27 protein-coding genes, 1 tRNA gene and 1 other RNA gene are annotated in these 25943 nt (G+C 75.9%); 16 read left to right on the top strand and 13 right to left on the bottom strand.

Translation table 11 applies throughout. The features are described 5' to 3' along the window. The first annotated feature begins 63 nt into the window (after positions 1 to 63). Positions 64 to 756, top strand: coding sequence for a tetratricopeptide repeat protein (locus JIG38_RS02575; protein ID WP_199421957.1), 693 nt, complete (start codon positions 64 to 66; stop codon positions 754 to 756). A 77-nt stretch (positions 757 to 833) separates the two neighbouring features. Here the strand turns inward: JIG38_RS02575 and JIG38_RS02570 are convergent, their stop codons facing one another. Together JIG38_RS02570 and aceE are read right to left on the bottom strand one after the other, a co-directional pair. Further along, positions 834 to 1214, bottom strand: a complete 381-nt coding sequence (locus JIG38_RS02570; protein ID WP_199421956.1) for a VOC family protein — start codon at positions 1212 to 1214, stop codon at positions 834 to 836. Positions 1215 to 1332: 118 nt separating this feature from the next. Beyond that, on the bottom strand, positions 1333 to 4074 hold the full coding sequence (gene aceE / locus JIG38_RS02565; RefSeq protein ID WP_199421955.1) for a pyruvate dehydrogenase (acetyl-transferring), homodimeric type: 2742 nt from the start codon (positions 4072 to 4074) through the stop codon (positions 1333 to 1335). Between the two features lie 344 nt (positions 4075 to 4418). Here aceE and JIG38_RS02560 point away from each other — a divergent pair, with 344 nt between their 5' ends. From JIG38_RS02560 to JIG38_RS02530, 7 genes are all read left to right on the top strand, one after another. Then, entirely contained in the window at positions 4419 to 4850 is a 432-nt protein-coding gene (locus JIG38_RS02560; RefSeq protein WP_372419707.1) for a DUF3052 domain-containing protein, read from the top strand. Next, a complete protein-coding gene (locus tag JIG38_RS02555; protein WP_199421953.1) occupies positions 4847 to 5335 on the top strand; it encodes a peroxiredoxin in 489 nt (162 codons plus the stop codon). Before JIG38_RS02560 ends, JIG38_RS02555 begins: the two co-directional genes overlap by 4 nt. A gap of 70 nt (positions 5336 to 5405) precedes the next feature. Beyond that, positions 5406 to 5479: transfer RNA gene (locus JIG38_RS02550), tRNA-Val, on the top strand. Between the two features lie 48 nt (positions 5480 to 5527). After that, positions 5528 to 6382 (top strand): MOSC domain-containing protein, encoded by an 855-nt coding sequence (locus JIG38_RS20870; RefSeq protein WP_307844495.1) that lies wholly within the window; start codon positions 5528 to 5530, stop codon positions 6380 to 6382. A 10-nt stretch (positions 6383 to 6392) separates the two neighbouring features. Further along, the gene (locus JIG38_RS02540; protein ID WP_307844492.1) at positions 6393 to 7637 is read left to right on the top strand and encodes a Nif3-like dinuclear metal center hexameric protein; all 1245 of its coding nucleotides are present in this window, start codon (positions 6393 to 6395) and stop codon (positions 7635 to 7637) included. Between the two features lie 17 nt (positions 7638 to 7654). Further along, positions 7655 to 8401, top strand: coding sequence for a zinc ribbon domain-containing protein (locus tag JIG38_RS02535; protein ID WP_199421952.1), 747 nt, complete (start codon positions 7655 to 7657; stop codon positions 8399 to 8401). Continuing rightward, positions 8398 to 9576, top strand: a complete 1179-nt coding sequence (locus JIG38_RS02530) for a bifunctional RNase H/acid phosphatase (protein WP_199421951.1) — start codon at positions 8398 to 8400, stop codon at positions 9574 to 9576. Before JIG38_RS02535 ends, JIG38_RS02530 begins: the two co-directional genes overlap by 4 nt. Positions 9577 to 9634: 58 nt before the next feature. Here JIG38_RS02530 and JIG38_RS02525 read toward each other — a convergent pair whose 3' ends face one another. After that, positions 9635 to 10420 (bottom strand): YaaA family protein, encoded by a 786-nt coding sequence (locus JIG38_RS02525; protein WP_199421950.1) that lies wholly within the window; start codon positions 10418 to 10420, stop codon positions 9635 to 9637. 43 nt (positions 10421 to 10463) lie between these two features. On the opposite strand from JIG38_RS02525, the gene rnpB reads away from it, so the two are divergent. The 3 genes from rnpB to JIG38_RS02510 all read left to right on the top strand — a co-directional run bounded on the left by rnpB (position 10464) and on the right by JIG38_RS02510 (position 11708). Beyond that, positions 10464 to 10847: RNase P RNA component class A (gene rnpB / locus JIG38_RS02520), an RNA gene on the top strand. A gap of 68 nt (positions 10848 to 10915) precedes the next feature. After that, complete coding sequence (locus JIG38_RS02515; protein ID WP_199421949.1) at positions 10916 to 11368, top strand: response regulator; 453 nt, start codon at positions 10916 to 10918, stop codon at positions 11366 to 11368. Between the two features lie 112 nt (positions 11369 to 11480). After that, complete coding sequence (locus JIG38_RS02510; RefSeq protein ID WP_199421948.1) at positions 11481 to 11708, top strand: hypothetical protein; 228 nt, start codon at positions 11481 to 11483, stop codon at positions 11706 to 11708. 46 nt (positions 11709 to 11754) lie between these two features. Here the strand turns inward: JIG38_RS02510 and JIG38_RS02505 are convergent, their stop codons facing one another. Together JIG38_RS02505 and JIG38_RS02500 are read right to left on the bottom strand one after the other, a co-directional pair. Then, the gene (locus tag JIG38_RS02505; RefSeq protein ID WP_199421947.1) at positions 11755 to 11961 is read right to left on the bottom strand and encodes a hypothetical protein; all 207 of its coding nucleotides are present in this window, start codon (positions 11959 to 11961) and stop codon (positions 11755 to 11757) included. After that, a complete protein-coding gene (locus tag JIG38_RS02500; RefSeq protein WP_199421946.1) occupies positions 11958 to 12140 on the bottom strand; it encodes a chromosome partitioning protein in 183 nt (60 codons plus the stop codon). The genes JIG38_RS02505 and JIG38_RS02500 overlap by 4 nt, the downstream gene beginning before the upstream one ends. Positions 12141 to 12407: 267 nt before the next feature. On the opposite strand from JIG38_RS02500, the gene JIG38_RS02495 reads away from it, so the two are divergent. After that, on the top strand, positions 12408 to 12731 hold the full coding sequence (locus JIG38_RS02495) for an STAS domain-containing protein (RefSeq protein WP_307844490.1): 324 nt from the start codon (positions 12408 to 12410) through the stop codon (positions 12729 to 12731). A 22-nt stretch (positions 12732 to 12753) separates the two neighbouring features. Here JIG38_RS02495 and JIG38_RS02490 read toward each other — a convergent pair whose 3' ends face one another. Genes JIG38_RS02490 through map form a run of 3 tightly spaced genes read right to left on the bottom strand, consistent with a single transcriptional unit; the run spans position 12754 to position 15588 of the window. Beyond that, on the bottom strand, positions 12754 to 13893 hold the full coding sequence (locus JIG38_RS02490) for an MBL fold metallo-hydrolase (protein WP_199421944.1): 1140 nt from the start codon (positions 13891 to 13893) through the stop codon (positions 12754 to 12756). Between the two features lie 13 nt (positions 13894 to 13906). Beyond that, positions 13907 to 14701, bottom strand: a complete 795-nt coding sequence (gene ppgK, locus JIG38_RS02485; RefSeq protein WP_199421943.1) for a polyphosphate--glucose phosphotransferase — start codon at positions 14699 to 14701, stop codon at positions 13907 to 13909. Then, entirely contained in the window at positions 14698 to 15588 is an 891-nt protein-coding gene (map, locus tag JIG38_RS02480; RefSeq protein ID WP_372419705.1) for a type I methionyl aminopeptidase, read from the bottom strand. Before map ends, ppgK begins: the two co-directional genes overlap by 4 nt. A 77-nt stretch (positions 15589 to 15665) precedes the next feature. Between map and JIG38_RS02475 the strand changes: the two genes are divergently transcribed. Both JIG38_RS02475 and JIG38_RS02470 read left to right on the top strand, forming a co-directional pair. Then, entirely contained in the window at positions 15666 to 15872 is a 207-nt protein-coding gene (locus tag JIG38_RS02475; protein ID WP_199421942.1) for an SPOR domain-containing protein, read from the top strand. After that, positions 15859 to 16773 carry a pentapeptide repeat-containing protein gene (locus JIG38_RS02470; RefSeq protein WP_199421941.1) on the top strand — a complete coding sequence of 305 codons (915 nt, stop codon included), beginning with the start codon at positions 15859 to 15861 and terminating at the stop codon, positions 16771 to 16773. Before JIG38_RS02475 ends, JIG38_RS02470 begins: the two co-directional genes overlap by 14 nt. Here the strand turns inward: JIG38_RS02470 and JIG38_RS20865 are convergent. The 3 genes from JIG38_RS20865 to JIG38_RS02455 are packed head-to-tail and all read right to left on the bottom strand — an operon-like array spanning position 16703 to position 20170. After that, positions 16703 to 17704: an endonuclease/exonuclease/phosphatase family protein gene (locus JIG38_RS20865; RefSeq protein ID WP_199421940.1), complete on the bottom strand. Its 1002-nt coding sequence runs from the start codon at positions 17702 to 17704 to the stop codon at positions 16703 to 16705. The genes JIG38_RS02470 and JIG38_RS20865 overlap by 71 nt on opposite strands. Continuing rightward, complete coding sequence (gene panB / locus JIG38_RS02460; protein WP_199421939.1) at positions 17701 to 18525, bottom strand: 3-methyl-2-oxobutanoate hydroxymethyltransferase; 825 nt, start codon at positions 18523 to 18525, stop codon at positions 17701 to 17703. The genes JIG38_RS20865 and panB overlap by 4 nt, the downstream gene beginning before the upstream one ends. Next, on the bottom strand, positions 18518 to 20170 hold the full coding sequence (locus tag JIG38_RS02455; protein ID WP_199421938.1) for an NAD+ synthase: 1653 nt from the start codon (positions 20168 to 20170) through the stop codon (positions 18518 to 18520). Before JIG38_RS02455 ends, panB begins: the two co-directional genes overlap by 8 nt. A gap of 92 nt (positions 20171 to 20262) precedes the next feature. On the opposite strand from JIG38_RS02455, the gene JIG38_RS02450 reads away from it, so the two are divergent. Together JIG38_RS02450 and JIG38_RS02445 are read left to right on the top strand one after the other, a co-directional pair. Next, positions 20263 to 21600: a glutamine synthetase family protein gene (locus JIG38_RS02450; RefSeq protein ID WP_199421937.1), complete on the top strand. Its 1338-nt coding sequence runs from the start codon at positions 20263 to 20265 to the stop codon at positions 21598 to 21600. 40 nt (positions 21601 to 21640) lie between these two features. Beyond that, positions 21641 to 24709 carry a bifunctional [glutamine synthetase] adenylyltransferase/[glutamine synthetase]-adenylyl-L-tyrosine phosphorylase gene (locus tag JIG38_RS02445; protein WP_199421936.1) on the top strand — a complete coding sequence of 1023 codons (3069 nt, stop codon included), beginning with the start codon at positions 21641 to 21643 and terminating at the stop codon, positions 24707 to 24709. 36 nt (positions 24710 to 24745) lie between these two features. Here the strand turns inward: JIG38_RS02445 and JIG38_RS02440 are convergent, their stop codons facing one another. Together JIG38_RS02440 and ligD are read right to left on the bottom strand one after the other, a co-directional pair. Beyond that, entirely contained in the window at positions 24746 to 25150 is a 405-nt protein-coding gene (locus tag JIG38_RS02440; RefSeq protein WP_199421935.1) for a CoA-binding protein, read from the bottom strand. Positions 25151 to 25216: 66 nt separating this feature from the next. After that, positions 25217 to 25783, bottom strand: coding sequence for a non-homologous end-joining DNA ligase LigD (gene ligD, locus JIG38_RS02435; protein ID WP_372419704.1), 567 nt, complete (start codon positions 25781 to 25783; stop codon positions 25217 to 25219). Between the last annotated feature and the right edge of the window lie 160 nt (positions 25784 to 25943).

Raw genomic sequence — 25943 nt, 5'->3', positions numbered from 1 at the left:
GTCGTCGCGCACGGTGACGGCGTCTCCCGGGCCGTGGCGGGCCGGTGCGGCTATGGTCTTTTCATGGCCTTCCTCCCACGACTCCGCCGCCTCATGGGTCGACAGGTGTCGGCATCGCGGGTCGGCGTCCGACGTCCGACCGCGTCGACGACGACCACGCGCCGGGACACGATCCACGAGGACGCCGTGCGGGCGATGCTCGCCGAGGACCCCAACGACTCCCGCGCGTTCCAGGCGCTCGCCGAGATCGTCCGCCGTCGTGCCGCCGAGGTGGGCGCCGACGGCGACCCGCTCACCGCGCCGCAGGACGACGTCGAGCGCCAGAAGGCGGCCGACCTCGCGGTGTGGGCGCTCGCCGAGGAGCTGGCCGGCCACCCGCGGGCCTGGTACCCCCTCGTCGAGCTCGCCCGGCTCTCGCTGCACGAGGACCACGAGGGCGCGATCCGACGCCTCAGCACGGCCGCCGAGCGCGACCCGTCCGGCGTGGCGCTCGTGGAGTCGCTCGCGGTCCTGCGCGAGGCGGGCCAGCCCGTCGAGGCGCTCAACCTCGGGGTGGGGCACTGGCGGGTCAAGGAGCACACGCCCGAGGTGGCGCGGCACCTGGTGCTCGCCGCGATCGAGGCCGACCGTCCGCTCGACGCGAACCAGCACCTCGCCGCGCTCGAGCTGCACCCCGACAAGGGCGCCGTCGCGCGCCTGCGCCCGGACCTCGACCGGATCATCGCCCAGGCGAACCAGGCCACCCCCGGCACCTGACGGCTACCGCACCGGCACCCACCGGCACGGCCACGCACCCCACCCTCTGCGGCTTGGGGGTCGGGGGTTGGCCGAGGTCAGGGCCAGGGGTGGGCGGCGGCCGCGAACTCCGACGGGTCGCTGTGGACGGGGATGACGCAGACGAGCTGGCCGCCCGGGACGCGGAGCGTGCGGCACCCCTGCCACTCCTGCACCTCCACCGCGCCGAGCGCGAGGAGGCGCGCGGTCTCGGCGGCGACGTCGTCCGTCTCGATGTCGAGGTGGTAGCGGGGTGCGTCGTCGACGCCCTGCACCGCGGTGACGAGGCCCGGGACCGCGTGGGGGAGCGAGGTGAACTGCTCCTCGCCGGGGACGGCCGCGGGCTCGACGCCCAGGGCCGCGCCCCAGAAGGCGTCGGCCGCGGCGCGCTCGGCGTGCGGGACGTCGATCAGCAGGGTCGAGACGCGGCTGCGGTGCACGGGACCTCCGGTGGCGCGGCGGGACGGTGGTGCGGCGGGACGGCGGTGCGACGGGCCGGGAACGCGGAAGGTCCGCACCGCCAGGCGGTACGGACCCTCCACGGTCGGCGGGCAGGCCTTACGAGTCGCCGCCGGCGACGCCGGACGTGCCCGCCCGGACGTCGTGGATCTGGTAGCGCTCGACCGCCTGCGCGGGCGCGTCGGCCGGGACCTCGCCACGGCGGGCCAGGAGCTGGAGCACCTTGAGCGCCGTCGACGGACCGTCGATCTTGAAGTGGCGACGCGCGGCCTGGCGCGTGTCGGAGAAGCCGAACCCGTCGGCGCCGAGCGTCGCGTACTCGCCGGGGACGAACTGGCGGATCTGGTCCGGCACGAGGTGGTCGTAGTCGCTCGTCGCGACGAACGGACCCTGCGCGCCCTGCAGCTTCTGCGTCAGGTACGGCGTGCGGGGCTCCTCGGTCGGGTGCAGGAAGTTGTGCTGCTCCGCGGCGAGGCCGTCGCGGCGCAGCTCGTTCCAGCTCGTCACGGACCACACGTCAGCCCGCACGCCCCAGTCGTTCGCGAGGATCTCCTGCGCCTCGAGCGCCCACGGCACGCCCACGCCCGACGCGAGGATCTGGGCCCGCGGGCCCTCGCCCTCGGCGACCGACACGCGGTGGATGCCTCGCAGGATGCCCTCGACGTCGACGCCCTCGGGCTCCGCCGGCTGGAGCATCGGCTCGTTGTACACGGTGAGGTAGTACATGACGTTCGGGTCGCGGCCGTCGTCGCCGTACATCCGCTGCAGGCCGTCCCGCACGATGTGCCGGATCTCGTACCCGTACGCCGGGTCGTAGTGCACGACGGCGGGGTTGGTGGCCGCGAGGATCGGCGAGTGCCCGTCCGCGTGCTGGAGGCCCTCGCCCGTGAGCGTGGTCCGCCCGGCCGTGGCGCCGATGATGAACCCGCGGGTCATCTGGTCGCCCGCGGCCCAGAACTGGTCGCCCGTCCGCTGGAACCCGAACATCGAGTAGAAGATGTAGAACGGGACCAGCACCTCGCCCTGCGTGGCGTAGGACGTGCCGACCGACTGGAACGCCGCGGCCGAGCCCGCCTCGTTGATGCCCGTGTGCAGGATCTGCCCGCTCTCGGACTCCTTGTACGAGAGCATCAGCTCGCGGTCGACGGCGAGGTAGTTCTGCCCGAGCGTGTTGAAGATCTTCGCGCTCGGGAAGATCGAGTCCAGGCCGAACGTGCGGGCCTCGTCCGGGATGATCGGCACGATGCGGTGGCCGAACTCCTTGTCCTTGATGAGGTCCTTGAGGAGCCGGACGAACGCCATGGTCGTGGCCACCTGCTGGTGACCCGAGCCCTTGGCGAGCACGTCGTACGTCGTCGCCGGCGGGAGCGTCACGGGCGTGTGGCGCGAGCGCCGCTCGGGCACGTAGCCGCCGAGCGCGCGACGGCGCTCCTGGAGGTACTGGATCTCCGGGGAGTCCGCACCCGGGTGGTAGTACGGCGGCGCGTACGGGTTCTCGTCGATCTGCGCGTCCGTGATGGGGATGCGCAGCGAGTCGCGCAGCGTCTTGAGGTCGTCGATCTTGAGCTTCTTCATCTGGTGCGTCGAGTTGCGCCCCGCGAAGTTGGTGCCCAGGCCGTAGCCCTTGATCGTGTGCGCGAGGACGACCGTCGGCTGGCCCGTGTGCGCCGTCGCGGCCGCGTACGCGGCGTAGATCTTGCGGTAGTCGTGACCGCCGCGCTTGAGGGCCCAGATCTCGTCGTCCGTCATCTTCTCGACGAGCTGCTTGGTGCGCGGGTCGCGCCCGAAGAAGTGCTCGCGGATGAAGGCGCCGTTCTCGGCGCGGTACGTCTGGAAGTCGCCGTCGGGCGTGGTGTTCATGAGGTTGACCAGCGCGCGGTCCTTGTCCGCGTTGAGCAGGGCGTCCCACTCGCGGCCCCAGATCACCTTGATGACGTTCCAGCCGGCGCCGCGGAAGAACGCCTCGAGCTCCTGGATGATCTTGCCGTTGCCGCGGACCGGGCCGTCGAGGCGCTGGAGGTTGCAGTTGACGACGAACGTGAGGTTGTCGAGGTTCTGCTGCGCCGCGAGCTGCAGCATGCCGCGGCTCTCCGGCTCGTCCATCTCGCCGTCGCCGAGGAACGCCCAGACGTTCTGCTGGCTCGTGTCCTTGATGCCGCGGTTGTGCGTGTACTTGTTGACCCACGCCTGGTAGATGGCCGACGCCGGGCCGAGGCCCATCGAGACCGTCGGGAACTCCCACATGTCGGGCATGAGGCGCGGGTGCGGGTAGGACGACAGCCCACCCTGGGGCGCCGAGACCTCCTGGCGGAAGCCGTCGAGCTGCTCGGCCGAGAGCCGGCCCTCGAGGAACGCGCGGGCGTAGACGCCGGGCGCGGCGTGGCCCTGGAAGTAGACCTGGTCGCCGCCGCCCGGGTGGTCCTTGCCGCGGAAGAAGTGGTTGAGGCCGACCTCGTAGAGCGTCGCGACGGACGCGTAGGACGAGATGTGCCCGCCGACGCTGATCTCGGGCCGCTGCGCGCGCGTCACCATGACGGCCGCGTTCCAGCGCAGGTAGGAGCGGTAGCGGCGCTCGACGACCTCGTCGCCCGGGAAGTAGGGCTCCTCGTGCACGCCGATGGTGTTGACGTACGGCGTCGTGATCGTCGTCGGGACGGCGACGTTGCGCTCCCGCGCCCGCTTGAGCAGGTTGAGGAGCACGTACCGGGCGCGCGGCCCACCTCGCTCGTCGACGAGCCCGTCGAAGGACTCGACCCACTCGCCGGTCTCGTCCGGGTCGATGTCCGGGACCTGGCTGAGGAGCCCGTTGATGAGCGGGCCCGTCGTGTCGCGTGCAGCCACCTGCAACCTCACCTCTCGTCTGCACCGTCGCAGGGCCCGGTCGGGCGGCTGTGACTCGGTGCTCGGGTCGGCCCGGGGAGGGCGCCTGGTCGGCGACGCACCCGGTCGTCCGACCATTCTCGGACCTCCGGGGCACGAAAGTCACACCGGGACCGGCGGTCGGGACGTGACGTCGGTGACAGCGCGTCGGAGGCACGGCGCGGCCGCACGCCCCGTCACCTGCTGCGGGGCGCCGGCGCGCGTGTGGCGCTTGCCACGGCTGGGGTGGATGCTGTGGGCTACCGCACAAGCCGCGGCCTGCGCGGCGCGAGCAGGTCAGGACGGACGAAGGGAACGGCACACCAGTGGGAGCGACCGCGGAACCCGTGGGCAGCCGAGGGGGCGCGGGGGCCGACAGGCTCGGCTTCTCCTCCGGGCAGGTGATCCAGGAGTTCGGCTACGGCGACGACGTCGACGACGACCTCCGGTCCGGGATCGAGGCCGTCATCGGCAGCGAGCTGGTGGACGAGGACTACGACGACGTCACGGACGGCGTCGTGCTGTGGTGGCGCGAGGAGGACGGCGACCTCACGGACGCGCTGGTCGACGTGCGCGCCGCGCTCGACGAGGGCGGGCTCATCTGGGTGCTCACGCGCAAGCCCGGCCGCAGCGGTCACGTCGACCACGGCGAGATCGAGGAGGCCGCGACCACCGCCGGCCTGCACGCCACCAGCACGCTCGCGATCGCGCCCGACTGGTCGGCGACGCGTCTCGGGACGCGGAGCCGCGGCAGGTGACCGCCCCCACCGGTGCCGCACCGGACGGCGCGGCGCCGCGTCCGGGCGACCGCGCGCCGGACCTGGAGCTGCCCGACGCGCACGGCACGCCCGTGTCGCTCGCCGGGATGCGCGGCATGCCCGTCGCCCTGGTGTTCTTCCCGTTCGCCTTCTCGGGCCTGTGCCGGGGCGAGCTGTGCGAGCTGCGGGACAACCTCGAGGACTTCGAGTCCGCGGGCGTGCGACTGCTCGGCGTCTCGTGCGACCCGACGTACACCCTGCGCGCCTGGGGCGAGCAGGAGGGCTTCGGCTTCGACCTCCTGTCGGACTTCTGGCCGCACGGCGAGGCGTCGCGCGCCTACGGCGTGTTCGACGACCGCCAGGGCATCGCGGGCCGGGGCAGCTTCCTCGTGGACGCCGACGGCGTCGTGCGCTGGTCGGTCGTGAACCCGCGCGGGCAGGCGCGCGACCTCGGCGCCTACCGCGCCGCGATCGCCGCCCTCTGAGGGGGCGGCGGACCGTGGGCCCGCCCGCGGCGCGCCGCTAGGCTGTGCCGGCGCCGTCGCACGGCGCCTGGGGCCTGTAGCTCAGTTGGTCAGAGCGCCGCGCTTACACCGCGGAGGTCGTCGGTTCGAGACCGGCCGGGCCCACGCGCAGGCCACTGCCGGCGGCGCACGGCGCGCTGCTAGCGTCGCCCGGTGCGCGTCGACCACCTCGCGGTGTACCCGGTGAAGTCGCTCGGCGGCGCGCCGCTCGAGCGGTCCGCGGTCGAGCCGTGGGGCCTGGCGCACGACCGTCGCTGGATGGTCGTCGACCCCACCGGCGCGCGCCTCACGGCCGTCGCGACGCCGTCGTTGCTCACGCTCACGGCGACGCCGCGGCCCGACGGCGGCCTCGAGCTGTCGCGCGCGGGCGCGGAGCCGCTCGTGGTCGCGCCGCCGACCGAGGGCCCGCGCACCGACGTCACGCTCTCGCGCGTGGGCTGGGCGGTGGCGGCCGACGACGCCGCGCACGCGTGGCTGAGCGAGGCGCTGGGCCGGCCCGCGCGCCTCGTCTGGCTCGACGACCCTCGGCGCCGTCCCGTCACGGCGGAGCACGGCGGGCGTGAGGGCGACGTGCTGACGCTGGCCGACGCCGGGCCGGTCCTCCTCACGAGCACCGCGTCCCTCGAGCGCCTCGACCGGTGGGTCGCCCAGACGTGGGCCGAGCGGTACGCGCAGTGCGGCTCGGCCGCCGGCTCGCGGCCGGAGCCGCTCGCGATGGCCCGGTTCCGTCCGAACGTCGTCGTCAGCGGGGACGTCGAGCCGTTCGCCGAGGACGGCTGGCTCCGGGTGCGCGTCGGCGACGTCGAGATGCGGTTCGCCGAGCACTGCGACCGGTGCGCCGTCGTCGGGCTCGACCCGGTGACCGGGGCACGCGGGCACGAGCCGATGCGGACGCTCGCGGCGCACCGCCGCCGGGACGGCAAGGTCTGGTTCGGCGTGCGCCTCGTCCCGGTGTCGGGCGGCACGGTGCGCGTCGGCGACCCCGTCGAGGTGCTGCGGTCCCGGTAGCGTGCGCGGGGTGAGCAGCGCCGTCACGTCCCGCACCGGTCACGACCCCGATCCCGTGGTCCTCACCCTCGCCGACGTCGTCGGCCTGCTCGAGCGGCGGTACCCGCCCGGCACGGCCGAGGGCTGGGACGCCGTCGGCACGGTGTGCGGCGACCCCGACCAGCCGGTCCGGCGCGTGCTGCTCGCCGTCGACCCCACCGCCGAGGTCGTCGAGGAGGCGGTCGAGACCGGGGCCGACCTGCTCCTCACGCACCACCCGCTCCTGCTGCGGCCCGTGCACTCGGTGGCGGCGACGACCTTCAAGGGCGCGCTCGTCCACCGCCTGGTGCGCGCGGGCTGCGCGCTGCACGTCGCGCACACCAACGCGGACGCCGCGGCCGACGGCGTCGCCGAGGCGCTCGCGACGGCGCTCGGCCTCGTGGACCTCGAGCCGCTCGTCCCGCTGGGCGCGGGGGAGTCCGACGCGCTCGACAAGCACGTCGTCTTCGTCCCGGTCGACGCGACCGAGCGCGTGCTGGACGCGATGAGCGACGCCGGGGCGGGCGCGCTCGGCGACTACAGCCGCTGCGCCTGGACGAGCACGGGCACCGGCACCTTCCTGCCGGGCGACGCCGCGTCGCCGGCGGTCGGGGAGCGGGGCAGGGTCGAGCGCGTCGAGGAGGACCGCCTCGAGATGGTCGCCCCGCGCGGGCGCCGTGCCGCCGTCGTCGCGGCGATGCGCCGTGCGCACCCCTACGAGGAGCCCGCGTCCGACGTGCTCGAGCTCGCGTCGCTGCCGGCCGAGGCCGGCACCGGGCGCGTGGGCCGGCTCGCCGAGCCCCTCACGCTGCGGGCGTTCGCCGAGCGGGCCGCGCGGCGCCTGCCGCCGACCGAGCAGGGCGTCCGCGTCGCGGGGGACCTCGGCGGCCTGGTCGCGCGGGTCGCCGTCGTCGGGGGGTCGGGCGACTCGCTGTTCGACGCGGTGCGCCGCAGCGGGGCCGACGCGTACGTCACGGCCGACCTGCGCCACCACCCCGCGTCGGAGGCGCGCGAGCGTGCGGCCTTCGAGGCCGTGCGCGCCGGACGGCCCGCGGACGACGGGCGCCCGTTCCTCGTCGACGTCGCGCACTGGGCGAGCGAGTGGCCGTGGCTCGAGTCCGCGGCGCGCGTGCTGCGGCAGGACGCGCAGGAGCGGGGCGCTACGGTGGAGACCCAGGTCAGCACCCGGCGCACCGACCCCTGGACGGCCCGGATCGCCTCGGCCCCCCTGCCCTGACACCTCCCGGAGGACCCGTGACGACAGCACCCGTGGCCGACCAGCTCAGGCTCCTCGACGTCCAGGCGCTGGACACGCGGCTCGCCCAGCTCGCGCACGCGCGGCGCACCCACCCGGCCCACGAGCGCGCGACCGAGCTCGCGGCGCGCCTCGCCGACCTCGAGGCCGCGCTCGTGACCTCGCGCACGGCGGTGAGCGACCTGCGCCGCGAGGTCGCCAAGGCCGAGGCCGACGTCGAGCAGGTGCGCAGCCGTGCCGCGCGCGACCAGGCGCGCCTCGCGTCCGCGGCCGTCAGCGCCAAGGACGCGCAGGCGCTGAGCCACGAGGTGGAGGCGCTCGCGCGCCGCCAGGCGGACCTCGAGGAGGTCGAGCTCGAGGCCATGGAGCGGCTCGAGGCGCACGAGTCGGCGCTGGCCGACGTCACCGCGGCCCGGGACGAGGTGCTCGCGCAGCAGCAGGAGTCCGCCGGGGTCCTCGAGCGCGCGCTCGCCGAGATCGACGCCGAGGTCGCGCAGGTGACGGCCGAGCGCGAGCAGCGCGCCGACGGCCTCGACGCCGGCCTCGTGGCGCTCTACGACCGGCTGCGCGGTCAGCTCGGCGGGCTGGGCGCGGCGCCGCTGCGCGGCCGCCGGTGCGAGGGCTGCCGCCTCGACCTCAACCCGAGCGACGTCGCGAAGATCCAGGCCTCCGCGCCGGAGCAGGTCGTGCGGTGCGAGGAGTGCGGGCGGATCCTCGTGCGCGGGGCCGAGGCCCGCGCGTCGTGACGCGCCGGCTCGTCGTCGAGGCCGACGGCGGCTCGCGCGGCAACCCCGGACCGGCCGGGTGGGGCGCCGTCGTGCGCGACGCGGCGACGGGTGCGCTGCTCGCGGAGCGCGCCGGCTACCTGGGCTTCGCGTCGAACAACGTCGCCGAGTACTCGGGGCTCGTGGCCGGCCTCGAGGCGGCGCGCGAGATCGACCCCGACGCGCTCGTCGAGGCGCGGCTGGACTCGCGCCTCGTCGTCGAGCAGATGTCGGGTCGCTGGCAGGTCAAGCACGCGGACATGAAGCGGCTCGCGGAGCAGGCGCACGCCGTGCTCCCCGCCGAACGGGTGACCTACACCTGGGTGCCGCGCGCGCAGAACGCAGCCGCGGACGCGCTCGCCAACGAGGCGATGGACGCGCGCGAGGGGGTCCGGCGCGACCACCCCGGGGGCGAGGACGACGTCGTCGCGCCCGACGAGGCCCCGCCCGGCCCGGAGCCGTCGTCGCGGGCGCGCGCACCGCGGCCGTCCGGTGCCGCGATGCGGTTCGACGGCGCCGAGCCGCTCACGGTGGTCCTCGTGCGGCACGGCGAGACGCCCATGACCGCCTCCAAGGCGTACTCCGGAGGAGCGGTGCCGGGCCCGTCGCTCACGTCGACGGGCCGCATCCAGGCGGCCAAGGCGGCCGACACGATCTTCCGCACCGGCCGGACGCTGTGGCCGGACCTGCCCCACCCCTCCGCGCTGCACGCGTCGCCCATGGTGCGCACGCAGGAGACCGCGGGCGCCGTGAGCCGCCGGCTCGGGCTCGAGGTCGAGGTCGACGCCGCCTGGGCCGAGTGCGACTTCGGCGCCTGGGAGGGCCTCACGGCCGCCGAGATCGAGGAGCGGTGGCCGGGCGACCTGCGCCGCTGGCACGTCGACGCGGAGTTCCCCGCACCGGGCGGCGAGTCGATCGAGGACGTCGGCGTGCGCGTGTCCGGCGCGCTGGAGCGGCTGCGCGACGAGGGCGTGGACCGCACCGTCGTCGTCGTGTCGCACTCCGTCGCGATCCGGGCGGCGATCGGCGTGACGCTCGGCGCGCCGTCGTCGGTGTGGTCCTCGGTCCGCGTGGGGCCGGCGTCGCTGACCATCGTGCGCCTGTGGGCCGACGACCAGCGCGAGGTCGCCGTCGTCGGCATGCCGACCGACCTCTGACCGCCCCGCCGAGGTCGCTGGTCCGGACCGCTGGAACCAGCGACCTCGGCGGAGGGGGTCAGCCGACGACGAGGCGGAGCTCGTGGGTGCCCGCGCGGCGACCGGGCGCGAGCTCGGCGTCGAGCAGCGCCGAGCCGACGAGCTCGCCGGCTGCGTCGAGCAGCGCGGCGGGCGACGTCGGCTCGCCCCCCGCACGCGTGACGAGGTGCCGGGTGAGGACGCCGCGGGTGTGCTTGGCCCAGTGGGACACGACGGTCCGGCGCCCGGCCTCCTCCCGCAGGACGGTCACCGCGACGTGCCCCGGGCCGCCGGCCGGCGTCCAGGCGGCCGCGTACGCCGCGGACCGGCAGTCGACGACCACGCGCTCCCGCGCGGCGGGGTCGAGCTCGCGCGCGAGCGGCTCGCGCCACGAGCGTGCGAGCGGCCCGACGCCCGGCAGGTCGGTGCCCATGGAGAGCCGGTACGCCGGGATCGGGTCCGACGGCGCGAGGACGCCCCACAGCCCCGAGACCACCCGGACGCTGCGCTCGGCACGCTCGCGAGACGCGTCGTCGGGCAGGTCGTCGAGGCGCGCCGCGCCGAAGAGCACGCCCGTGTAGACGTGCCTCGCGGCCGCCGTCGGCTCGGTGCGCAGGCGCGTGTTCCGCGCGACCTCGGGCGCGAGGGACGCGCCGACGCCGAGCACCTCGAGCGCGTCCCGGCGGCGACTCGCGCGGGTCAGCGCGGTGAGCACGCGGTGGCGGTGGGCGGTGAGCCGCCGGCCGCCGCTCAGGGCCGCGAGGTCGAGGGGGTCGCCGTGCTCGGGGGCCGTCTTGCCCTCGGACGGCGGGAGGAGCACGAGCACCGGGGCAGCCTAGTCGCCGCGGGCGGGTAGCCTGGGCGGTGGATGAGTCGGCCAGGCGGTCGCGTCACCGGGTGACCGGTGCCGAGGAACGTCCGGGCTCCGCAGAGCGAGGTGGTGGGTAACGCCCACCCGGGGTGACCCGCGGGACAGTGCCACAGAGAACAGACCGCCTCGAACCGGCTCCGGCCGGACGGGGTAAGGGTGAAACGGTGGTGTAAGAGACCACCAGCGCACCGGGTGACCGGTGCGGCTAGGTAAACCCCACCTGGAGCAAGGCCAGACAGGGAGCGTCCGAGGGCTGCTCGCCCGAGCTCCCGGGTAGGCCGCTGGAGGCGTGCGGCGACGCACGTCGTAGAGGGATGGCCGCCACCCGCACCGGGGCAACCGGGTGCGGGGACAGAACCCGGCGTACCGGCCGACTCATCCACCCTCGCCGCCCGGCGCGCCGGGGACCGTCGCAGCGCGGCGGCGCCGTGGGCGTGTGATGATCACGCGATGACCACCACCGACCTCGCCGCCCTGGACGTCCTGCTCGTCGAGGACGACCCCGGCGACGTGCTCATGGTCCGCGAGGTCTTCGAGGACCACGCCGTCGGCGGTCACCTCGACGTCGTGAGCGACGGAGCGGAGGCGCTCGCGTTCCTGCGGCGCGAGGGCGAGCACGCCGACGCGCGCCGACCCGACGTCGTGCTGCTCGACCTCAACCTGCCCAAGATCGGCGGGCGCGAGGTGCTCGAGGTGGTCAAGGCCGACGACGAGCTGCGCTCGATCCCCGTCGTCGTGCTCACGACGTCGGCCGCGGAGGAGGACATCCTGCGCGCGTACGCGGCGCACGCCAACGCCTACGTCACCAAGCCGGTCGACTGGGACGCGTTCACCGCCGCGGTCCGGCGGATCGGTCACTTCTTCGGCGACGTCGCGCGTCTGCCGCGGCCCGCGCGAGGCTGACCCCGGCGCGGGCGCCCGGCCCAGCGCGCCCGGGCGTCGCCGGCACTGCTCCGTCGTCACTCGTTCGGGCGCTCGGCGTGCCGGACGCGCCGGCGTCCCGCAGACTCGATCCGTGACCCCCCACACGCCGCGACCCGACGCGCCGGACGACCTCACGATCGACGTCACCGACGCCGACGTCCGCGCAGCCCGCGACGCGTGGGCGGCCGCGCGCGACGGCGGAGCCGCCGAGGCGCGCGTCGAGCAGCTCCACCGCGGCTACGAGCGCCTCGTCCGGACGCAGTCGCGCCAACTCGGCGAGGCGCTGCGCCGCCGCCACGTGCGGGCCGCCGAGGCCTGACCGGGTCCGGCGAGCCGGCCACGGTCAGGCCCGCGGCGCCCCGCCCCTAGAGGACCGGACGGTCGCCGAGCCCGCCCGACGCGTCGTCGAGCCCGCCCCGGATGGCCTGCTCGTCGAGGCCGAAGCGCTCGAGCAGCGCGCGGTCCCGGTCGGTGTCGACCGGGTCCGGCAGCTCGCGCTCGGCGGCCGTGGCGTGGATGTCCTCGCCGCGTACCCGCAGCAGGTCGAGGATCGTGCCCTTGTCGACCTTCATCGCTCCTCCTCGGTGTCGGCTTCCGGGAGCGGCTCGTAGCCCGTGTCCTGGCCGTCGTGCGAGGTCGAGGGGTCCGGGTCGACGGCGAGGGTCGGGAGGTCCGGCTGCTCGGGGTCGAAGCTGTCCGGGACGTCGTGGGCGTCGTGGGACTGCGGTGCGGTGCCGCCTGCGGTGCTCATCTCCTCACGGTGGCACCGTGACGCGCGCCGCGCATCCTGGGGCGTGGGGCATGGGGAGCTGTGCGCCGGGGCCGGCGCGCGGAGGGTGCCGGGAGCGCTCCCTCGTCGCGCGACGGCGCGGGACCCCCGGTAGATTGGGTCGAGCCTTCCCCCCGTCCCGCGACGAAGCGGAGAGGCGACCAGACGACGCCGGCCCGCCGCCGGGACGCAGCAGGAGGCCGGTGACGCATGGGTGGGACGAGCGAGCGTGCAGTCGGTGGGATCACGGTGGCCGAGACGGACGACACCACGGTGGCGCACCTGTGGGGCGAGATCGACGAGGCGCTGCGGGAGCAGGCGAGCAGCGCCCTGAGCCGCGCCCTCACGCGGGACCTCCCGGTCGTGCTCGACGCGGCGGAGGTGACCTTCATCGACTCGACGGGCATCGCCTTCCTCATCCAGTTCCTCCGCCTCGGCCGTGAGGAGGGCCTGCCCGTCTCGCTGCGCAACGCGCCGCCGCTCGTCACCGACGTGCTGCACCTCCTGGGGCTGGACGACCTGTTCGACGGCTCGCCGGCGGTCAGCGGCGGCGACGTCGTCCCGACCGCCTGAGGGGCGGGGCGGCGTCCGGTCTTCACGGCCGGTCCCGCGCCCCGTCGCCGTGCCGGTCCGCGGCGCGCAGCGCCCGCAGCTGGTCCTCGTGGTGCTCGCGCTGCTCGGCGTCGGCCAGGCGGGGGTCCTCGACGGTGCGGCCGTCCCGCGCGGCGTCGCGCACGGCCGTGAGGTAGGCGCGGTCGACCGCGAGCCGGCGCGCGAGGCCGTCCGCGTCGGTCACCGTGCCGTGGCCGGGCACCAGCACCCGCACCGACCAGCGCTCGGCGGCGCCCTCGAGCGCGTCGAGCGCTGCCAGGTGGTCGGCCACGGGGTCGGTGGCGTCGGGGTCCAACAGCGGGATCTCCTGGTCGGACAGCAGGTCGCCCGCGAGCAGCACGCCCGCGTCGCGCACCACGAGGGCGACGCTGCCCGGGCAGTGCGCCGCGTGCGGCACGACGACGACACGGCGCCCGGACCACGGGACGACGTCGCCGGCGAGGGGGCGCAGGCGTCCGAGCAGGGCGGGGTCGTGGCCCGGCGCCGTCCCGTCCGCCTCCGCCACGAGGGCGGCGTGGGCGCGCGCGGCGCGGTCGACGGCGGCGGGTGCGGCCCACCGCGGGACGTCGCCCAGCGCGGCCGACCACAGCACGTGGTCCCAGTGCGGGTGCGTGGCGGCACCCGCCTCGACGACCGCGCCGCGCGCCGCGAGGGTCGCGGCGAGGGCCTCGAGGTCGGCGGGGGTCAGCGCGGGGTCGACGACGAGGCACCGCCCGCCGGGGCCGACGACGACCGTCGTCGTCGTGGACCAGGGTTGCGCGGTCGCGACGAGGACGCCGTCGGCGACCTCCTCGAGCGCGCGCCCGGTGAGCGAGCGTCCGGCGACGGGTGCGCTCGCCAGCACCGCCGTCCCCGCGTCGAGGTCGACGGCCCACGGCGGGTCGGCGTCGCCCGGCAGGACGAGGTCGTGACGCTGCCGCTCCTGCTCCTCGTGCAGGTGGCGCGCCGTGGGCTGGAGGATCTCGACGAGCTCGCCGAAGGGCCCGGCGCCCGACGACCGGGGGCGGTCCTCGTCGCGCCGGCGGACCTCCGTGCGCACGGGCAGGCGCGCGACGAGCCGGTCGACCAGCACGACGAGCGCGACGCCCCCCGCGACGACCAGCGCCCAGCCGAGCGGGTCCACGGGGCGCCGGGGGTCAGTCGAGGACGGTGCCGCGCGCCGCGAGGGCGGCCGCGCCGACGATCCCGGCCGCGTTGCGCAGCGTCGCCGGGACGATCGGGGTGCGCAGGTCGAGCAGCGGGAGGAAGTGCGCGTGCTTCTTGCTCACGCCCCCGCCGACGACGATGAGGTCCGGCCAGAAGAGGTCCTCGACCACGCGGAAGTAGCGCTGGAGCCGCTCGGCCCACTGCTCCCAGTCGAGGTCGTCGCGCTCGCGCGCGCTGTCCGCGGCGCGGCTCTCCGCGTCGTGGCCGTCGATCTCGAGGTGGCCGAGCTCGGTGTTCGGCACGAGGGTGCCGTCGACGACGAGGCACGAGCCGATGCCCGTGCCCAGCGTCACGACGAGGACGACGCCGCGGGCGTCCCGCGCCGCGCCGTACACCGTCTCGGCGTAGCCGGCCGCGTCCGCGTCGTTCACGGCGAGCGCCTCGCGGCCGGTCGCCTCGCGGATGACCGCGGTGACGTCGGTGCCGATCCACGACTCGTCGACGTTCGCGGCGGAGCGGGCCACGCCGTGCTGGATGACCGCGGGGAACGTCACGCCGACGGGCATGCCCGCGGGGAGCGCGAACGCGTCGAGCAGCTCGCCGACGGTACGCGCGACGGCCTCGGGCGTGGACGGCTGGGGCGTGGGGATGCGCACGCGCTCCGCGGCGAACTCCCCGGCCACCAGGTCGACGGGCGCGCCCTTGATGCCGCTCCCGCCGATGTCGATGCCGAAGGCGAGCCGAGGTGCGGGCGGGGCCGTCCCCGTGGTCGGTGAGGTGCTCATGGCAGCGTCAGGATCTCCGCTCCGGTCTCGGTCACGACGAGGGTGTGCTCGAACTGCGCGCTGCGCCGCCGGTCGCGCGTGACGACCGTCCAGCCGTCGTCCCACATCTCCCACTCGGGGGTGCCGAGGTTGAGCATCGGCTCGACCGTGAACACCATGCCGGGCTCGATGAGGGTCGCGTGCCGGGGCGCCGCGTCGTAGTGGGGGACGATGAGCCCCGAGTGGAACGCCTCGCCGACACCGTGCCCCGTGAAGTCCCGCACGACGCCGTAGCCGAAGCGCTGCGCGTACTTCTCGATGACCCGGCCGACGACGTTGATCTCGCGGCCCGGCATGACGGCCTTGATCCCGCGCATCATCGCCTCGTGCGTGCGCTCGACGAGCAGGCGCGACTCCTCGTCGACGTCGCCCACGAGGAAGGTCGCGTCGGTGTCGCCGTGCACGCCGTCCTTGTAGGCCGTGATGTCGACGTTGACGATGTCCCCGTCCTGCAGGACGGTCGAGTCCGGCACCCCGTGGCAGATCACCTCGTTGACCGAGGTGCACAGCGACTTGAGGAAGGGCACCTGACGCGGGTGCGGCTGGTACCGCAGCGTCGACGGGTAGGCGCCGTGGTCGCACAGGAACTCGTGGCCGACGCGGTCGAGCTCGTCGGTGGTCACGCCGGGGGCGACGTGCCGGCCGACCTCGACGAGGGCCTGGGCCGCGATGCGGGACGCGATGCGGATGCGCTCGATCGTCTCCGCGTCCTTGACCTCGGAGCCCGCGAAGGGCAGCTCGCGGTCCTTGCCCACGTACTCGGGCCGCTCGATGTGGGCGGGCACGGACCGCACCGGGCTGACGGTGCCGGGGACGAGGGTCCCCTCCGGCGCGTGGGCGATCGACATGGCTGGCAGTCTACGGATGAGGCGCGATCGTCGCGTCGTGAGGTGCCGGCCCCGCCGGCGCCGGGGACGGAGGGACCATGGGCACCGCGGACGACGCCGCTCCGGGCGGCGACTTCTGGTTCAACCCGGGGACGGGCGAGGTCGAGCAGGGTCGCGTGAGCCCGTGGACGGACCGCATGGGTCCGTACCCGACGCGGGAGGCCGCCGAGCAGGCGCTGAGCACCGCGCGCGAGCGCTCGGAGAGCTGGGACGACGAGGACCGGCGGTGGCGTGAGGGCGGCTGAGGCGGCCGACGCCGCCGGGCGGCTGCGGGGCGAGCTGCGCGCCGACTGCGCGCGGTGCGTGGGCCTGTGCTGCGTCGCGCTCGCGTTCTCGCGCTCGGCGGACTTCGCCCTCGACAAGGAGGCGGGCGAGCCCTGCCAGAACCTGGCGCCCGACCACCGCTGCACGATCCACGCGCGCCTGCGGACCGCGGGCTTCACGGGCTGCACCGTCTACGACTGCCTGGGCGCCGGGCAGAAGGTCACCCAGGTGACGTTCGCGGGCCGGTCGTGGCGCGACGACGCCGCCACGGCGTCCGCGATGTTCGGCGCCTTCACCGCGGTGCGCGCCCTGCACGAGCTGCTCTGGTACCTCACCGAGGCGCTCACGCTCCCGGCGCCGCCCGGTGTCCTCGCCGAGGTCGCCGCCCTGCACGACGACGTCGAGGCGCTCACGCTCGGCGACGCCGAGGTGCTCGCGGGCGCGGACGGCGCGGCGCTCCAGGCCGCGACCGCGGCACTCCTGCGACGGGTGAGCACCGCGGTGCGCGGCGCGGTCGCGCCCGAGCTGGCCGGTGCGCAGCTCGTCGGCGTCGACCGCCGGGGCGCGGACCTGCGGCGCGCGTGCCTGCGCGGGGCGCTGCTCGTCGGCGCCGACCTGCGGGGCGCGGACCTGCGCGGCGCGGACCTGCTCGGTGCGGACCTGCGCGGCGCGGACCTGGGGGGCGCCGACCTCACCGGGGTCTTCTTCTGCACGCCGATGCAGCTCGCCGCGGCCCGGGGCGACGCGCGCACGCGGCTGCCCTCGGCGCTCGACGCGCCCGCTCACTGGCTCGCCCCGGCCGAGCCCGAGGTCAGCCCGCGGGCACCAGGACGGCGAGGAGCCCGCGGTGGTCCGTCCCCGCGGGGGGCTCGAGGACGCTGACGCCGAGCACGCGCCAGGCGTCGCCGTCGACGAGCACGTGGTCGATCGCGGCGCCGAGGACGCGCGGGACGCCGACCGGCCAGGTGCCGACGCCCGCGACGCCCGCCTCCAGGGCGGCGTCGACGCACGCGTGCGCGCCGTCGAAGGCGGGGTGGTCGAGCGTCGCGTTGAGGTCGCCCGCGACGACCCCGCCGGGGTGCTCCGCGCAGAGCGCGACGGCCGCGGCCGTCTCGTCCCGCCAGCCCGCCATGCCCGCGGGCAGGGGCGGGTAGGGGTGGACGGCCGACACGGGCGGCCCGAGGCCGTCGCTCGTCGCCGTGAACGACGCGAGCGCGCCGGGGTGGTCCTCGACCACGCGGTACGTGCCGAGCCGGCGGTCGGTGAGCAGCGCGGTCGCGCCCGTGGCCGCGGCGCCGCCGCGGTCGTCGGCCAGCACCTGCAGGTCCAGGCCGTGGGCGGCCGCGAGCTCGGCGGCGCCGCGCGCGGTGGCGCCGAGCGTCTCGGGCAGCACGACGACGTCGGGCCGGTGCTCGACCAGCACCGCGGCGATCGCCTCCGCGCCCAGGTGGTCCTGCGTGTTGAGCACCAGCACCGCCACGGCGTCGTCGGGCCGGTCGCCGAGGACCGCACCGGTCCCGTCCAGGCCGCGGTCCGCGAGCACGGCCAGCTGCGCGACCGCGCCGATCGCGAGCACGCCGGCGACGGGCGCGAGCGCCCGCCGCCAGGGGAGGGCGACGAGCACGACGGCGCCCGTCGCGAGCGCCCCGCCGACGAGCCCGCGCAGGGCGACGAGCTGCGCGAACGGCAGCGTGCCGTGCAGCCCGAGCCGGTCGGGCGCGACGAGCGCGACCACCGCGGCCGCGGCGAGCGCGCACGCGGCACCGACGGCGGCCCGGCGCCGCGCCGGCGCGGCGCGGCGCGCGTCGCTCACTCGGCGAAGCTGTGCTCGTCGTCCGGGAACGTCCCGGCACGCACGTCGTCGAGGTAGGCACGGGTGGCCTCGGTGAGCGCCTCGCGCAGTCGCCCGTAGCGCTTCGCGAACCGCGGCGACCAGTCGCTGAGCCCCGCCATGTCCGGCCACACGAGCACCTGGCCGTCGCAGTGCGGGCCGGCGCCGATGCCGATGGTGGGGATCGACAGGATCTCGGTGACCTGGGCCGCGAGGGGTGCCGGGACCATCTCGAGCACGACGGCGAACGCGCCCGCCTCCTGCAGCGCGAGCGCGTCCGCGCTCAGCCGCTCGGCCGCGCCCTCGCCCCGGCCCTGCACGCGCTTGCCGCCCAGGACGTTCTCGGACTGGGGCGTGAAGCCCAGGTGCCCCATGAACGCGATGCCCGAGCTCGTGAGCAGGCGCACGTGCTCGGCGACGCGCTGGCCGCCCTCGAACTTCACCGCGTGCGCGCCCGCCTCCTTCATGAGCCGGACGGCCGTCGCGTGCGCCTGCTGCGGCGACGCCTCGTACGAGCCGAACGGCAGGTCCGCCACGACGAGCGCGCGCTTCACGGCCCCCGTGACCGCGCGCGTGTGGTGGATCATGTCCTCGACGGTGACCGGGATGGTGGTCGGGTGGCCGTAGAAGTTGTCGCCCAGCGAGTCGCCGACCAGGAGCACGTCGGTGCCGACCTCGTCGAAGATCTGCGCGGTGGGTGCGTCGTAGGCGGTGAGCATCGTGATGCGCTCGCCGCGCTCCTTGGCCTGGCGCAGGTGGTGCACCCGCACGCGTCGCGGCTGGGCGCCGCCGGACTCACTCATCGACCGTCCCCTTCGGCTCGCGCCAGCGCGACGTGACCGGCAGGCGCCGGTCGCGCCCGAAGGCCAGCGCCGACACCTTAGGACCCGGCGGGTACTGGCGCCGCTTCCACTCGGCCCGGTCCACGAGCGCGAGCACCTTGTCGACCACGGCGGCGTCGAAGCCGCGCGCGAGCAGCTCCTCGCGGCCCTCCGCGTGCTCGACGTAGGCGTCGAGCACCTCGTCGAGCAGGTGGTACGGCGGGAGCGAGTCCGTGTCCATCTGGCCCGGGCTCAGCTCGGCCGACGGCGGCTTGGTGATCGAGCTCTCGGGGATGGGCGGCAGGTCGCCGGCGTCCAGCGCCGCCTGGTTGCGCCACCGCGCGAGCGCCCACACCCGGGACTTGTCCACGTCCTTGAGCGGCGCGTACCCGCCGACGGCGTCGCCGTAGATCGTCGAGTAGCCGACCGCGAGCTCGGACTTGTTGCCCGTCGCGAGCACGAGGTGCCCCTCGACGTTCGAGACGCCCATGAGGATCACGCCGCGCACGCGCGCCTGGAGGTTCTCGCCCGCGATCCCCGGCAGCGCCAGCTCCGCGTGGAACGCGTCGACCATGGGGCCGATCGGCTGGACGCGGTAGTCGGCGCCGATCCGCTTCGCGAGGTCGGCGGCGTCGTCGCGCGAGTGCTGCGACGAGTGGCCGGAGGGCATCGAGATGCCGACCACGTTCGCCCCGCCGACGGCGTCGGCCGCCATGGCGGCGCACAGCGCGGAGTCGATGCCGCCCGAGAGCCCGAGCACGACCGAGGAGAAGCCGTTCTTCGTGACGTACCCGCGCAGACCGGTGACGACCGCGGAGTACACCTCGGCGTCGGGGTCCATCGGCGCCGCGAGCAGGCCCGGCTCGGGCGTGGTGCCCGCGTCGGGCAGCTCCCACACGAGCAGGTGCTCGACGAACTGCGGCGCGCCCGCGAGCGGCGTCCCGTCGGCGGCGAGGACGAACGAGCCGCCGTCGAAGACGAGGTCGTCCTGACCGCCGACCATGTTGACGTAGGCGACCGGCGCCCCGACCTCGCGGGCCCGGCGGGCCGCCAGCTCGGCGCGGACGTGCCCCTTGCCCTCCTCGTACGGCGAGCCGTTGAGCACGAGCAGCAGCTCGACGACCTCGTCGTCCATGAGCGAGACCGGGCCGCCGTCCTGCCAGATGTCCTCGCAGACCACGATGCCGACCCGGCGTCCGTCGACCTCGACGACGCAGTGCTCGTCGCCCGCCTCGAAGATCCGGTACTCGTCGAAGACGCCGTAGTTGGGCAGGTGGTGCTTGTCGTAGTGCGCGACGACCTCGCCGCGGTGCAGGACGAGCGCGCGGTTGGTCGCGCGGCCCGTGGCCGAGCGCCCGAGCGTCCCGAGCACGACGACGACCTCGCCCAGGCCGGCCTCGACGAGGCGGGTCGCGAGGCCCTCCACGGCGCGGTCCGCGGCCCGCGCGAACGAGTCGCGCAGGGCGAGGTCCTCGATCGGGTACCCGGTGATCGTCATCTCGGGGAACGCCACGAGCGCGGCACCCTGCTGGGCGGCGTCGGCGGTCCACTCGAGGACCGTGCGGGCGTTGCCCTCGACGTCGCCGACGCACGTGTCGACCTGGGCGAGTGCGATGGTCAGACCCATGGTCGCCACCCTAGCCAGGACGTGATCGGCACGGCGTGCCGAGCCGCGGACGCCGCGCCGGGCCCGGGGGCCGCGTACGGCAGGATGTGCTCATGGACAGGCAGCAGGAGTTCGTGCTCCGCACGGTCGAGGAGCGGGACATCCGCTTCATCCGCCTCTGGTTCACCGACGTGCTCGGCATCCTCAAGTCGGTCGCCGTCGCCCCGGCCGAGCTCGAGGCGGCCTTCGCCGAGGGCATCGGCTTCGACGGCAGCGCGATCGAGGGTCTCACGCGCGTCTACGAGGCGGACATGCTCGCCAAGCCGGACCCGTCGACGTTCCAGGTGCTGCCGTGGCGCGGCGACACGCACGGCACCGCGCGCATGTTCTGCGACATCATGACGCCCGACGGCCAGCCGTCCCTCGCCGACTCCCGTCACGTCCTCAAGCGCGCGCTCAACCGCGCGAGCGACACGGGGTTCACCTTCTACACGCACCCCGAGGTCGAGTTCTACCTGTTCGAGAACCCGGCGGACCCGACCAAGCCGCTCGTCCCCGTGGACCAGGCGGGGTACTTCGACCACGTCGCCCGGGGCACCGGCCACGACTTCCGCCGCGCGGCGATCACGATGCTCGAGTCGATGGGCATCTCGGTCGAGTTCTCCCATCACGAGGCGGGGCCCGGCCAGAACGAGATCGACCTGCGCTACGCCGACGCGCTCACGACGGCCGACAACATCATGACCTTCCGCACGGTCGTCAAGGAGGTCGCGCTCGAGCAGGGCATCTTCGCGTCGTTCATGCCCAAGCCGATCGCCGAGCAGCCGGGCTCGGGGATGCACACGCACCTGTCGCTCTTCGAGGGCGACCGCAACGCGTTCCACGAGCCGGGCGCGGCCATGGAGCTCTCGGGGACCGCGCGCAAGTTCATCGCGGGCCTCCTGCACCACGCGGCCGAGATCACGGCGGTCACCAACCAGTACGTCAACTCCTACAAGCGGATCTGGGGCGGCGCCGAGGCGCCGTCGTACATCTGCTGGGGGCACAACAACCGCTCGGCGCTCGTGCGCGTGCCGCTCTACAAGCCCGGCAAGGGGAACTCGAGCCGCGTCGAGTACCGCGGCGTCGACTCCGCGACCAACCCGTACCTCGCGTACGCGCTGCTGCTCGCGGCGGGCCTCAAGGGCATCGAGGAGGGCTACGAGCTGCCCGACGCCGCCGAGGACGACGTGTGGGAGCTCACCGACTCCGAGCGCCGCGCGCTGGGCATCCAGCCGCTGCCGTCCTCGCTCGAGCAGGCGGTCGCCGTCATGGAGAGGTCCGAGCTCGTCGCCGAGACGCTGGGCGAGCACGTGTTCGACTTCGTGCTGCGCAACAAGCGCGAGGAGTGGAACGCGTACCGCCAGCAGGTCACGCCGTTCGAGCTGAAGCGGTTCCTGTCGGTCCTGTGACGCCGCGTCCGGGGGTCCGCGCGGGGCGCGGGGCGGTGCGGTGAGCGCGCCGCCCCCCGACGCCGGTGGACGCCGCCGCACGCTGCGGGCCCGGCTCACGCGCCTCGGGTTCACCGACACCGAGCGCGCCGCGACCCTGCTGGACGACGCGGACCTCGTCGCCGTCGTGGGCACGCTCGACGAGGCGGCGCCGCTGCTCGAGGCGCTCGCGGGCGTCGCCTCGCCCGACGACGCGCTGCTCGCGCTGACGCGGCTGTCGGCGGCGTGCCGCGCTGCGGGCGAGGAGTCGCGGTGCGGCCTGCGGGACGTGCTCGCCGAGCCGTCGACGCAGCGCGACCGCCTGCTCGCCGTCCTGGGCGCGTCGGCGGCGCTCGCGGACCACCTCGTGCGCCACCCCGACGACCTCGCGGCGCTGGCCGAGCCCTCTCCCATCGGCACCGACGTCGGCCGGGTGCGCGCGGAGCTGCTGGCCGCGGTCGGTGCGCCCGACGTGCCGGACGTGCCCGACGGGTCCGGGGGCCCGGTCGCCACGGTCACCGGACCCGCGGGCGTCGACGCGATGCGCCGCGCCTACCGCCGGCGCCTGCTGCTCATCGGGGCGACGGACCTCGTCACCGCCGAGCCGCTCTCGCTCCTGCCCGCGGTCGGCGCCGCGCTCGCCGACCTCGCGGCGGCGGCCCTCGAGGCGGCCCTCGCGCTCGCGCGCGCCGAGCACCCCGCCGAGGCGGCGGCCGTGCGGCTCGCCGTGATCGGCATGGGCAAGTGCGGCGGGCGCGAGCTCAACTACGTGAGCGACGTCGACGTCATCCACGTCGCCGAGCCCGCCGACGGGGTGGGCGAGGAGGAGGCGATGCGCGCGGGCGCCCGCCTGGCGACCGCGCTCGCGCGGGCGTGCAGCGCGCCGTCCGGGGAGCCGTCGCTGTGGCCCGTCGACGCGGCCCTGCGGCCCGAGGGCAAGAACGGTCCGCTCGTGCGCACGGTCGCGAGCCACGTGAGCTACTACGAGCGCTGGGCCAAGACGTGGGAGTTCCAGGCGCTGCTCAAGGCGCGCGTCGTCGCGGGGGACCGTGAGGTGGGCCGCCGGTACACCGACGCGATCGGGCCCATGGTCTGGTCCGCCGTCGAGCGCGAGAACTTCGTCGAGGACTCCCAGGCGATGCGCCGCCGGGTCGAGCAGCACGTGCCGCCCGCCGAGGCCGACCGCCAGCTCAAGCTCGGCGTCGGCGGGCTGCGCGACGTCGAGTTCACGGTCCAGCTGCTCCAGCTCGTGCACGGGCGCTCCGACGACATGATCCGCAGCGCGAGCACGCTCACCGCGCTCGCGTCCCTCGCGGCGGGCGGCTACGTGGGCCGGGACCACGCCGCCCGGCTCGCGGTCTGCTACCGCCTCCTGCGCGTGCTCGAGCACCGGATCCAGCTGCACCGCCTGCGGCGCACCCACCTCATGCCGACCGCGGAGGCGGACCTGCGGCGGCTCGCCCGGTCCGTCGGCATGCGCGCGGGCGGCGCCGCGGAGGTCACCGAGCGGTGGCGCACCGTGCGGCGCGACGTCCGGCAGCTGCACGAGGAGCTCTTCTACCGCCCGCTGCTGCCCGCGACCGCGAGCCTGTCGCGCGAGGACGTCAGCCTGGCGCCCGAGGCCGCCCGCGCGCGGCTCGCGGCGATCGGCTACCGCGACCCCGCGGGCGCCCTCCGGCACATCACCGCGCTCACCGAGGGCGTCAGCCGGCGCGCCGCGATCCAACGCCAGCTGCTGCCCGTGCTGCTCGGCTGGTTCGCCGAGGGCAGCGACCCCGACGGCGGCCTGCTCGCGTTCCGGCGCCTCTCGGACGAGCTGGGCACGACGCACTGGTACCTCAAGCTGCTGCGGGACTCGGGCGCCGCGGCGCAGCGGCTCGCGCGCCTGCTGTCGACGAGCCGGTACGTCGCGGACGCCCTCGCGCGCTCGCCCGAGTCGGTCGCGTGGCTCGACGACGACGCCGAGCTGGCGCCGCGCGGGCACGAGCGGCTCGCCGCCGAGGCGGACGCCGTGCTCACGCGTCAGGACGACGCCGTCGGCGCGGCGACGCTGCTGCGCGCGCTGCGGCGGCGCGAGATGGCGCGGACCGCGGTCGCGGAGGTGCTCGGCTCGAGCACCGTCACCACGGGCGAGGCGCTCACCGCCGCGGCCGACGTCGTCCTGGCGGGCGCGCTGCGGATCGCGGAGTACGAGGCGCGGCACGGCGCGGACGGCGCGCTGACCCGCACGGTCGTCGTCGCGATGGGCCGCCTCGGGGGCGAGGAGCTCGGCTACGGCTCCGACGCCGACGTGCTCTTCGTGCACGACCCGCTGCCCGGGGCGGACGAGGCGCGCGCCCAGGCGCAGGCCATGACGGTGGCCCAGCGCGTGCGCCAGCTGCTCGGCGAGGTCGGCCCAGAGCCGGCGCTCGAGGTCGACGCCGACCTGCGGCCCGAGGGTCGCAACGGGCCGCTCGTGCGCTCGCTCGCGTCGTACGCCGAGTACTACCAGCGCTGGTCGTCCCCGTGGGAGAGCCAGGCGCTCCTGCGCGCGCGCCCGGTCGCGGGCGACCCGGACCTGGGCGGGCGCTTCGTCGCGCTCGTCGACCCGCTGCGCTACCCGGCGGGCGGCGCGGACGCGGCGACGCTGCGCGAGGTGCGCCGGCTCAAGGCGCGCATGGAGGCCGAGCGCCTGCCGCGCGGCGTCGAACCCGCGCGGCACCTCAAGCTCGGCCGCGGCGGGCTGTCCGACGTCGAGTGGACGGTCCAGCTGCTCCAGCTCCAGCACGGTGGCGACGTCGCGGGCCTGCGCACGCCCCGGACGCTCCCGGCGCTCGACGCCGCCCAGGAGGCAGGCCTGCTCGACGCCGCCGACGCGGCCGCCCTCCGCGAGGGGTGGCTGCTGTCGTCCCGGCTGCGCGACGCGCTCGTGCTGTGGAGCGGGCGGGCCGGCGGAGCGGGCGCCGACGTCCTGCCGCACGACCGCCGCGCGCTCGCCGCGCTCGCGCGGCTCCTCGGCTACGGCCCGGGCTCGGGCGGCGAGCTCGAGGAGACCTACCTGCGCACGGGCCGCCGCGCCCGCGCGGTCGTCGAGCGCGTCTTCTACGGCTGAGGCGCCGCCGGGCCCGCCGAGGACGCGGTGTCCCGGTCACAGGTGGCGGGCGGCGCCCTCGATCTTGGGGCACGTGTCGACGACGAGCTCGAGGCCCGCGGCGCGGGCGCGCTCCTCGGCGGCGGGCGCGGTGACGGCCAGCTGGAGCCACACGGCGCGTGCGCCGATCGCGATGGCCTCGTCGACGACAGCGCCCGCGCGGGCGGAGTTGACGAACACGTCGACGACGTCGATCTCGCCCGGCACGTCCGCGAGGCGCGCGTAGCCGCGGGCGCCGTGCACGGTCTCCGCACGCGGGTGGACGGGGACGATCTCGTGGCCGAGGCGCTGGAGGTAGGCGGCCACGCCGTAGGCCGCGCGGGCCCGGTTGGTCGACAGGCCGACGACCGCCCACCGGGCGGGCGTACGCAGGAGCCGGTCGATCGCAGCGGGGTCGTTCACCCCGCCAGCCAAACACACGGCGCGGTCCCGGGGGGAGGGTCGGAGGTCCGCCCGGACGCGTGCCGGTCAGCGCGCGGGCGACCCGGCGCGCTCCAGCAGGTCGCCGTCCTGCTCGAGGCGGCGCACGACGTCGTCGGGCCCCAGCTGGACCATGCCCGGGCCGACCTCGTCCCAGGTGCGCGGCGCCGCGACGCGTGGCTCGTGCTTGGCGCGCATCGCGTAGGGCGTCACCGTCGTCTTCGCGGGGTGGTTCTGGCTCCAGTCGAGGAGCACCTTGCCGGGGCGCAGCGCGCGCTTCATGTTCGCGACGACGAGGTCGGCGTGCGCCTCCGCGAGCTCGTACGCGACCGTGCGCGCGTACTCGCGCACGGCGGTCGCGGCGCGCGGCTTCGGCAGCGGCGCGTAGAGCTGCATGCCCTTGCTCCCGCTCGTCACGGGGAAGGTCGTGGTGAGGCCGTCGTCGGCGAGACGCTCGCGGACGAGGTGCGCGACGCGCGCGCACTCGTCCAGGCCCGCGGGCGGCCCGGGGTCGAGGTCGATGACCAGGCGGTCGGGGGGGCGGCCGCCGCCCCCCCGGGCCCCCCCCCCCCCCGGGGGGGGGGGGGGGGGGGGCCCCCCGGGGGGGCCCCCCACCCCCCCCCCCCCCGCGGCCCCCCCCCCCCCCCCCCCGCGCCCCCCCCCCCGCGGGGGGGGGCCCCCCCGCCCCGCCCCCCCCCCCCGCGGCAGGTGACCGCCCCCACCGGTGCCGCACCGGACGGCGCGGCGCCGCGTCCGGGCGACCGCGCGCCGGACC

Origin of the sequence: Actinotalea solisilvae, from assembly GCF_016464425.1 — a bacterium.
Taxonomy (GTDB): domain Bacteria; phylum Actinomycetota; class Actinomycetes; order Actinomycetales; family Cellulomonadaceae; genus Actinotalea; species Actinotalea solisilvae.
This window is presented reverse-complemented; position numbering and strand designations above follow the sequence as displayed.

Bases quoted from the DNA above. Each gene is read 5' to 3' on its own strand.
- JIG38_RS02475 (WP_199421942.1), top strand. From the start codon at position 15,666: ATGGGCACCGCGGACGACGCCGCTCCGGGCGGCGACTTCTGGTTCAAC.
- JIG38_RS02500 (WP_199421946.1), bottom strand. From the start codon at position 12,140: ATGAGCACCGCAGGCGGCACCGCACCGCAGTCCCACGACGCCCACGAC.
- JIG38_RS02505 (WP_199421947.1), bottom strand. From the start codon at position 11,961: ATGAAGGTCGACAAGGGCACGATCCTCGACCTGCTGCGGGTACGCGGC.
- map (WP_372419705.1), bottom strand. From the start codon at position 15,588: ATGTCGATCGCCCACGCGCCGGAGGGGACCCTCGTCCCCGGCACCGTC.
- ppgK (WP_199421943.1), bottom strand. From the start codon at position 14,701: ATGAGCACCTCACCGACCACGGGGACGGCCCCGCCCGCACCTCGGCTC.
- JIG38_RS02450 (WP_199421937.1), top strand. From the start codon at position 20,263: ATGGACAGGCAGCAGGAGTTCGTGCTCCGCACGGTCGAGGAGCGGGAC.
- JIG38_RS02455 (WP_199421938.1), bottom strand. From the start codon at position 20,170: ATGGGTCTGACCATCGCACTCGCCCAGGTCGACACGTGCGTCGGCGAC.
- panB (WP_199421939.1), bottom strand. From the start codon at position 18,525: ATGAGTGAGTCCGGCGGCGCCCAGCCGCGACGCGTGCGGGTGCACCAC.
- JIG38_RS02575 (WP_199421957.1), top strand. From the start codon at position 64: ATGGCCTTCCTCCCACGACTCCGCCGCCTCATGGGTCGACAGGTGTCG.
- JIG38_RS02515 (WP_199421949.1), top strand. From the start codon at position 10,916: ATGACCACCACCGACCTCGCCGCCCTGGACGTCCTGCTCGTCGAGGAC.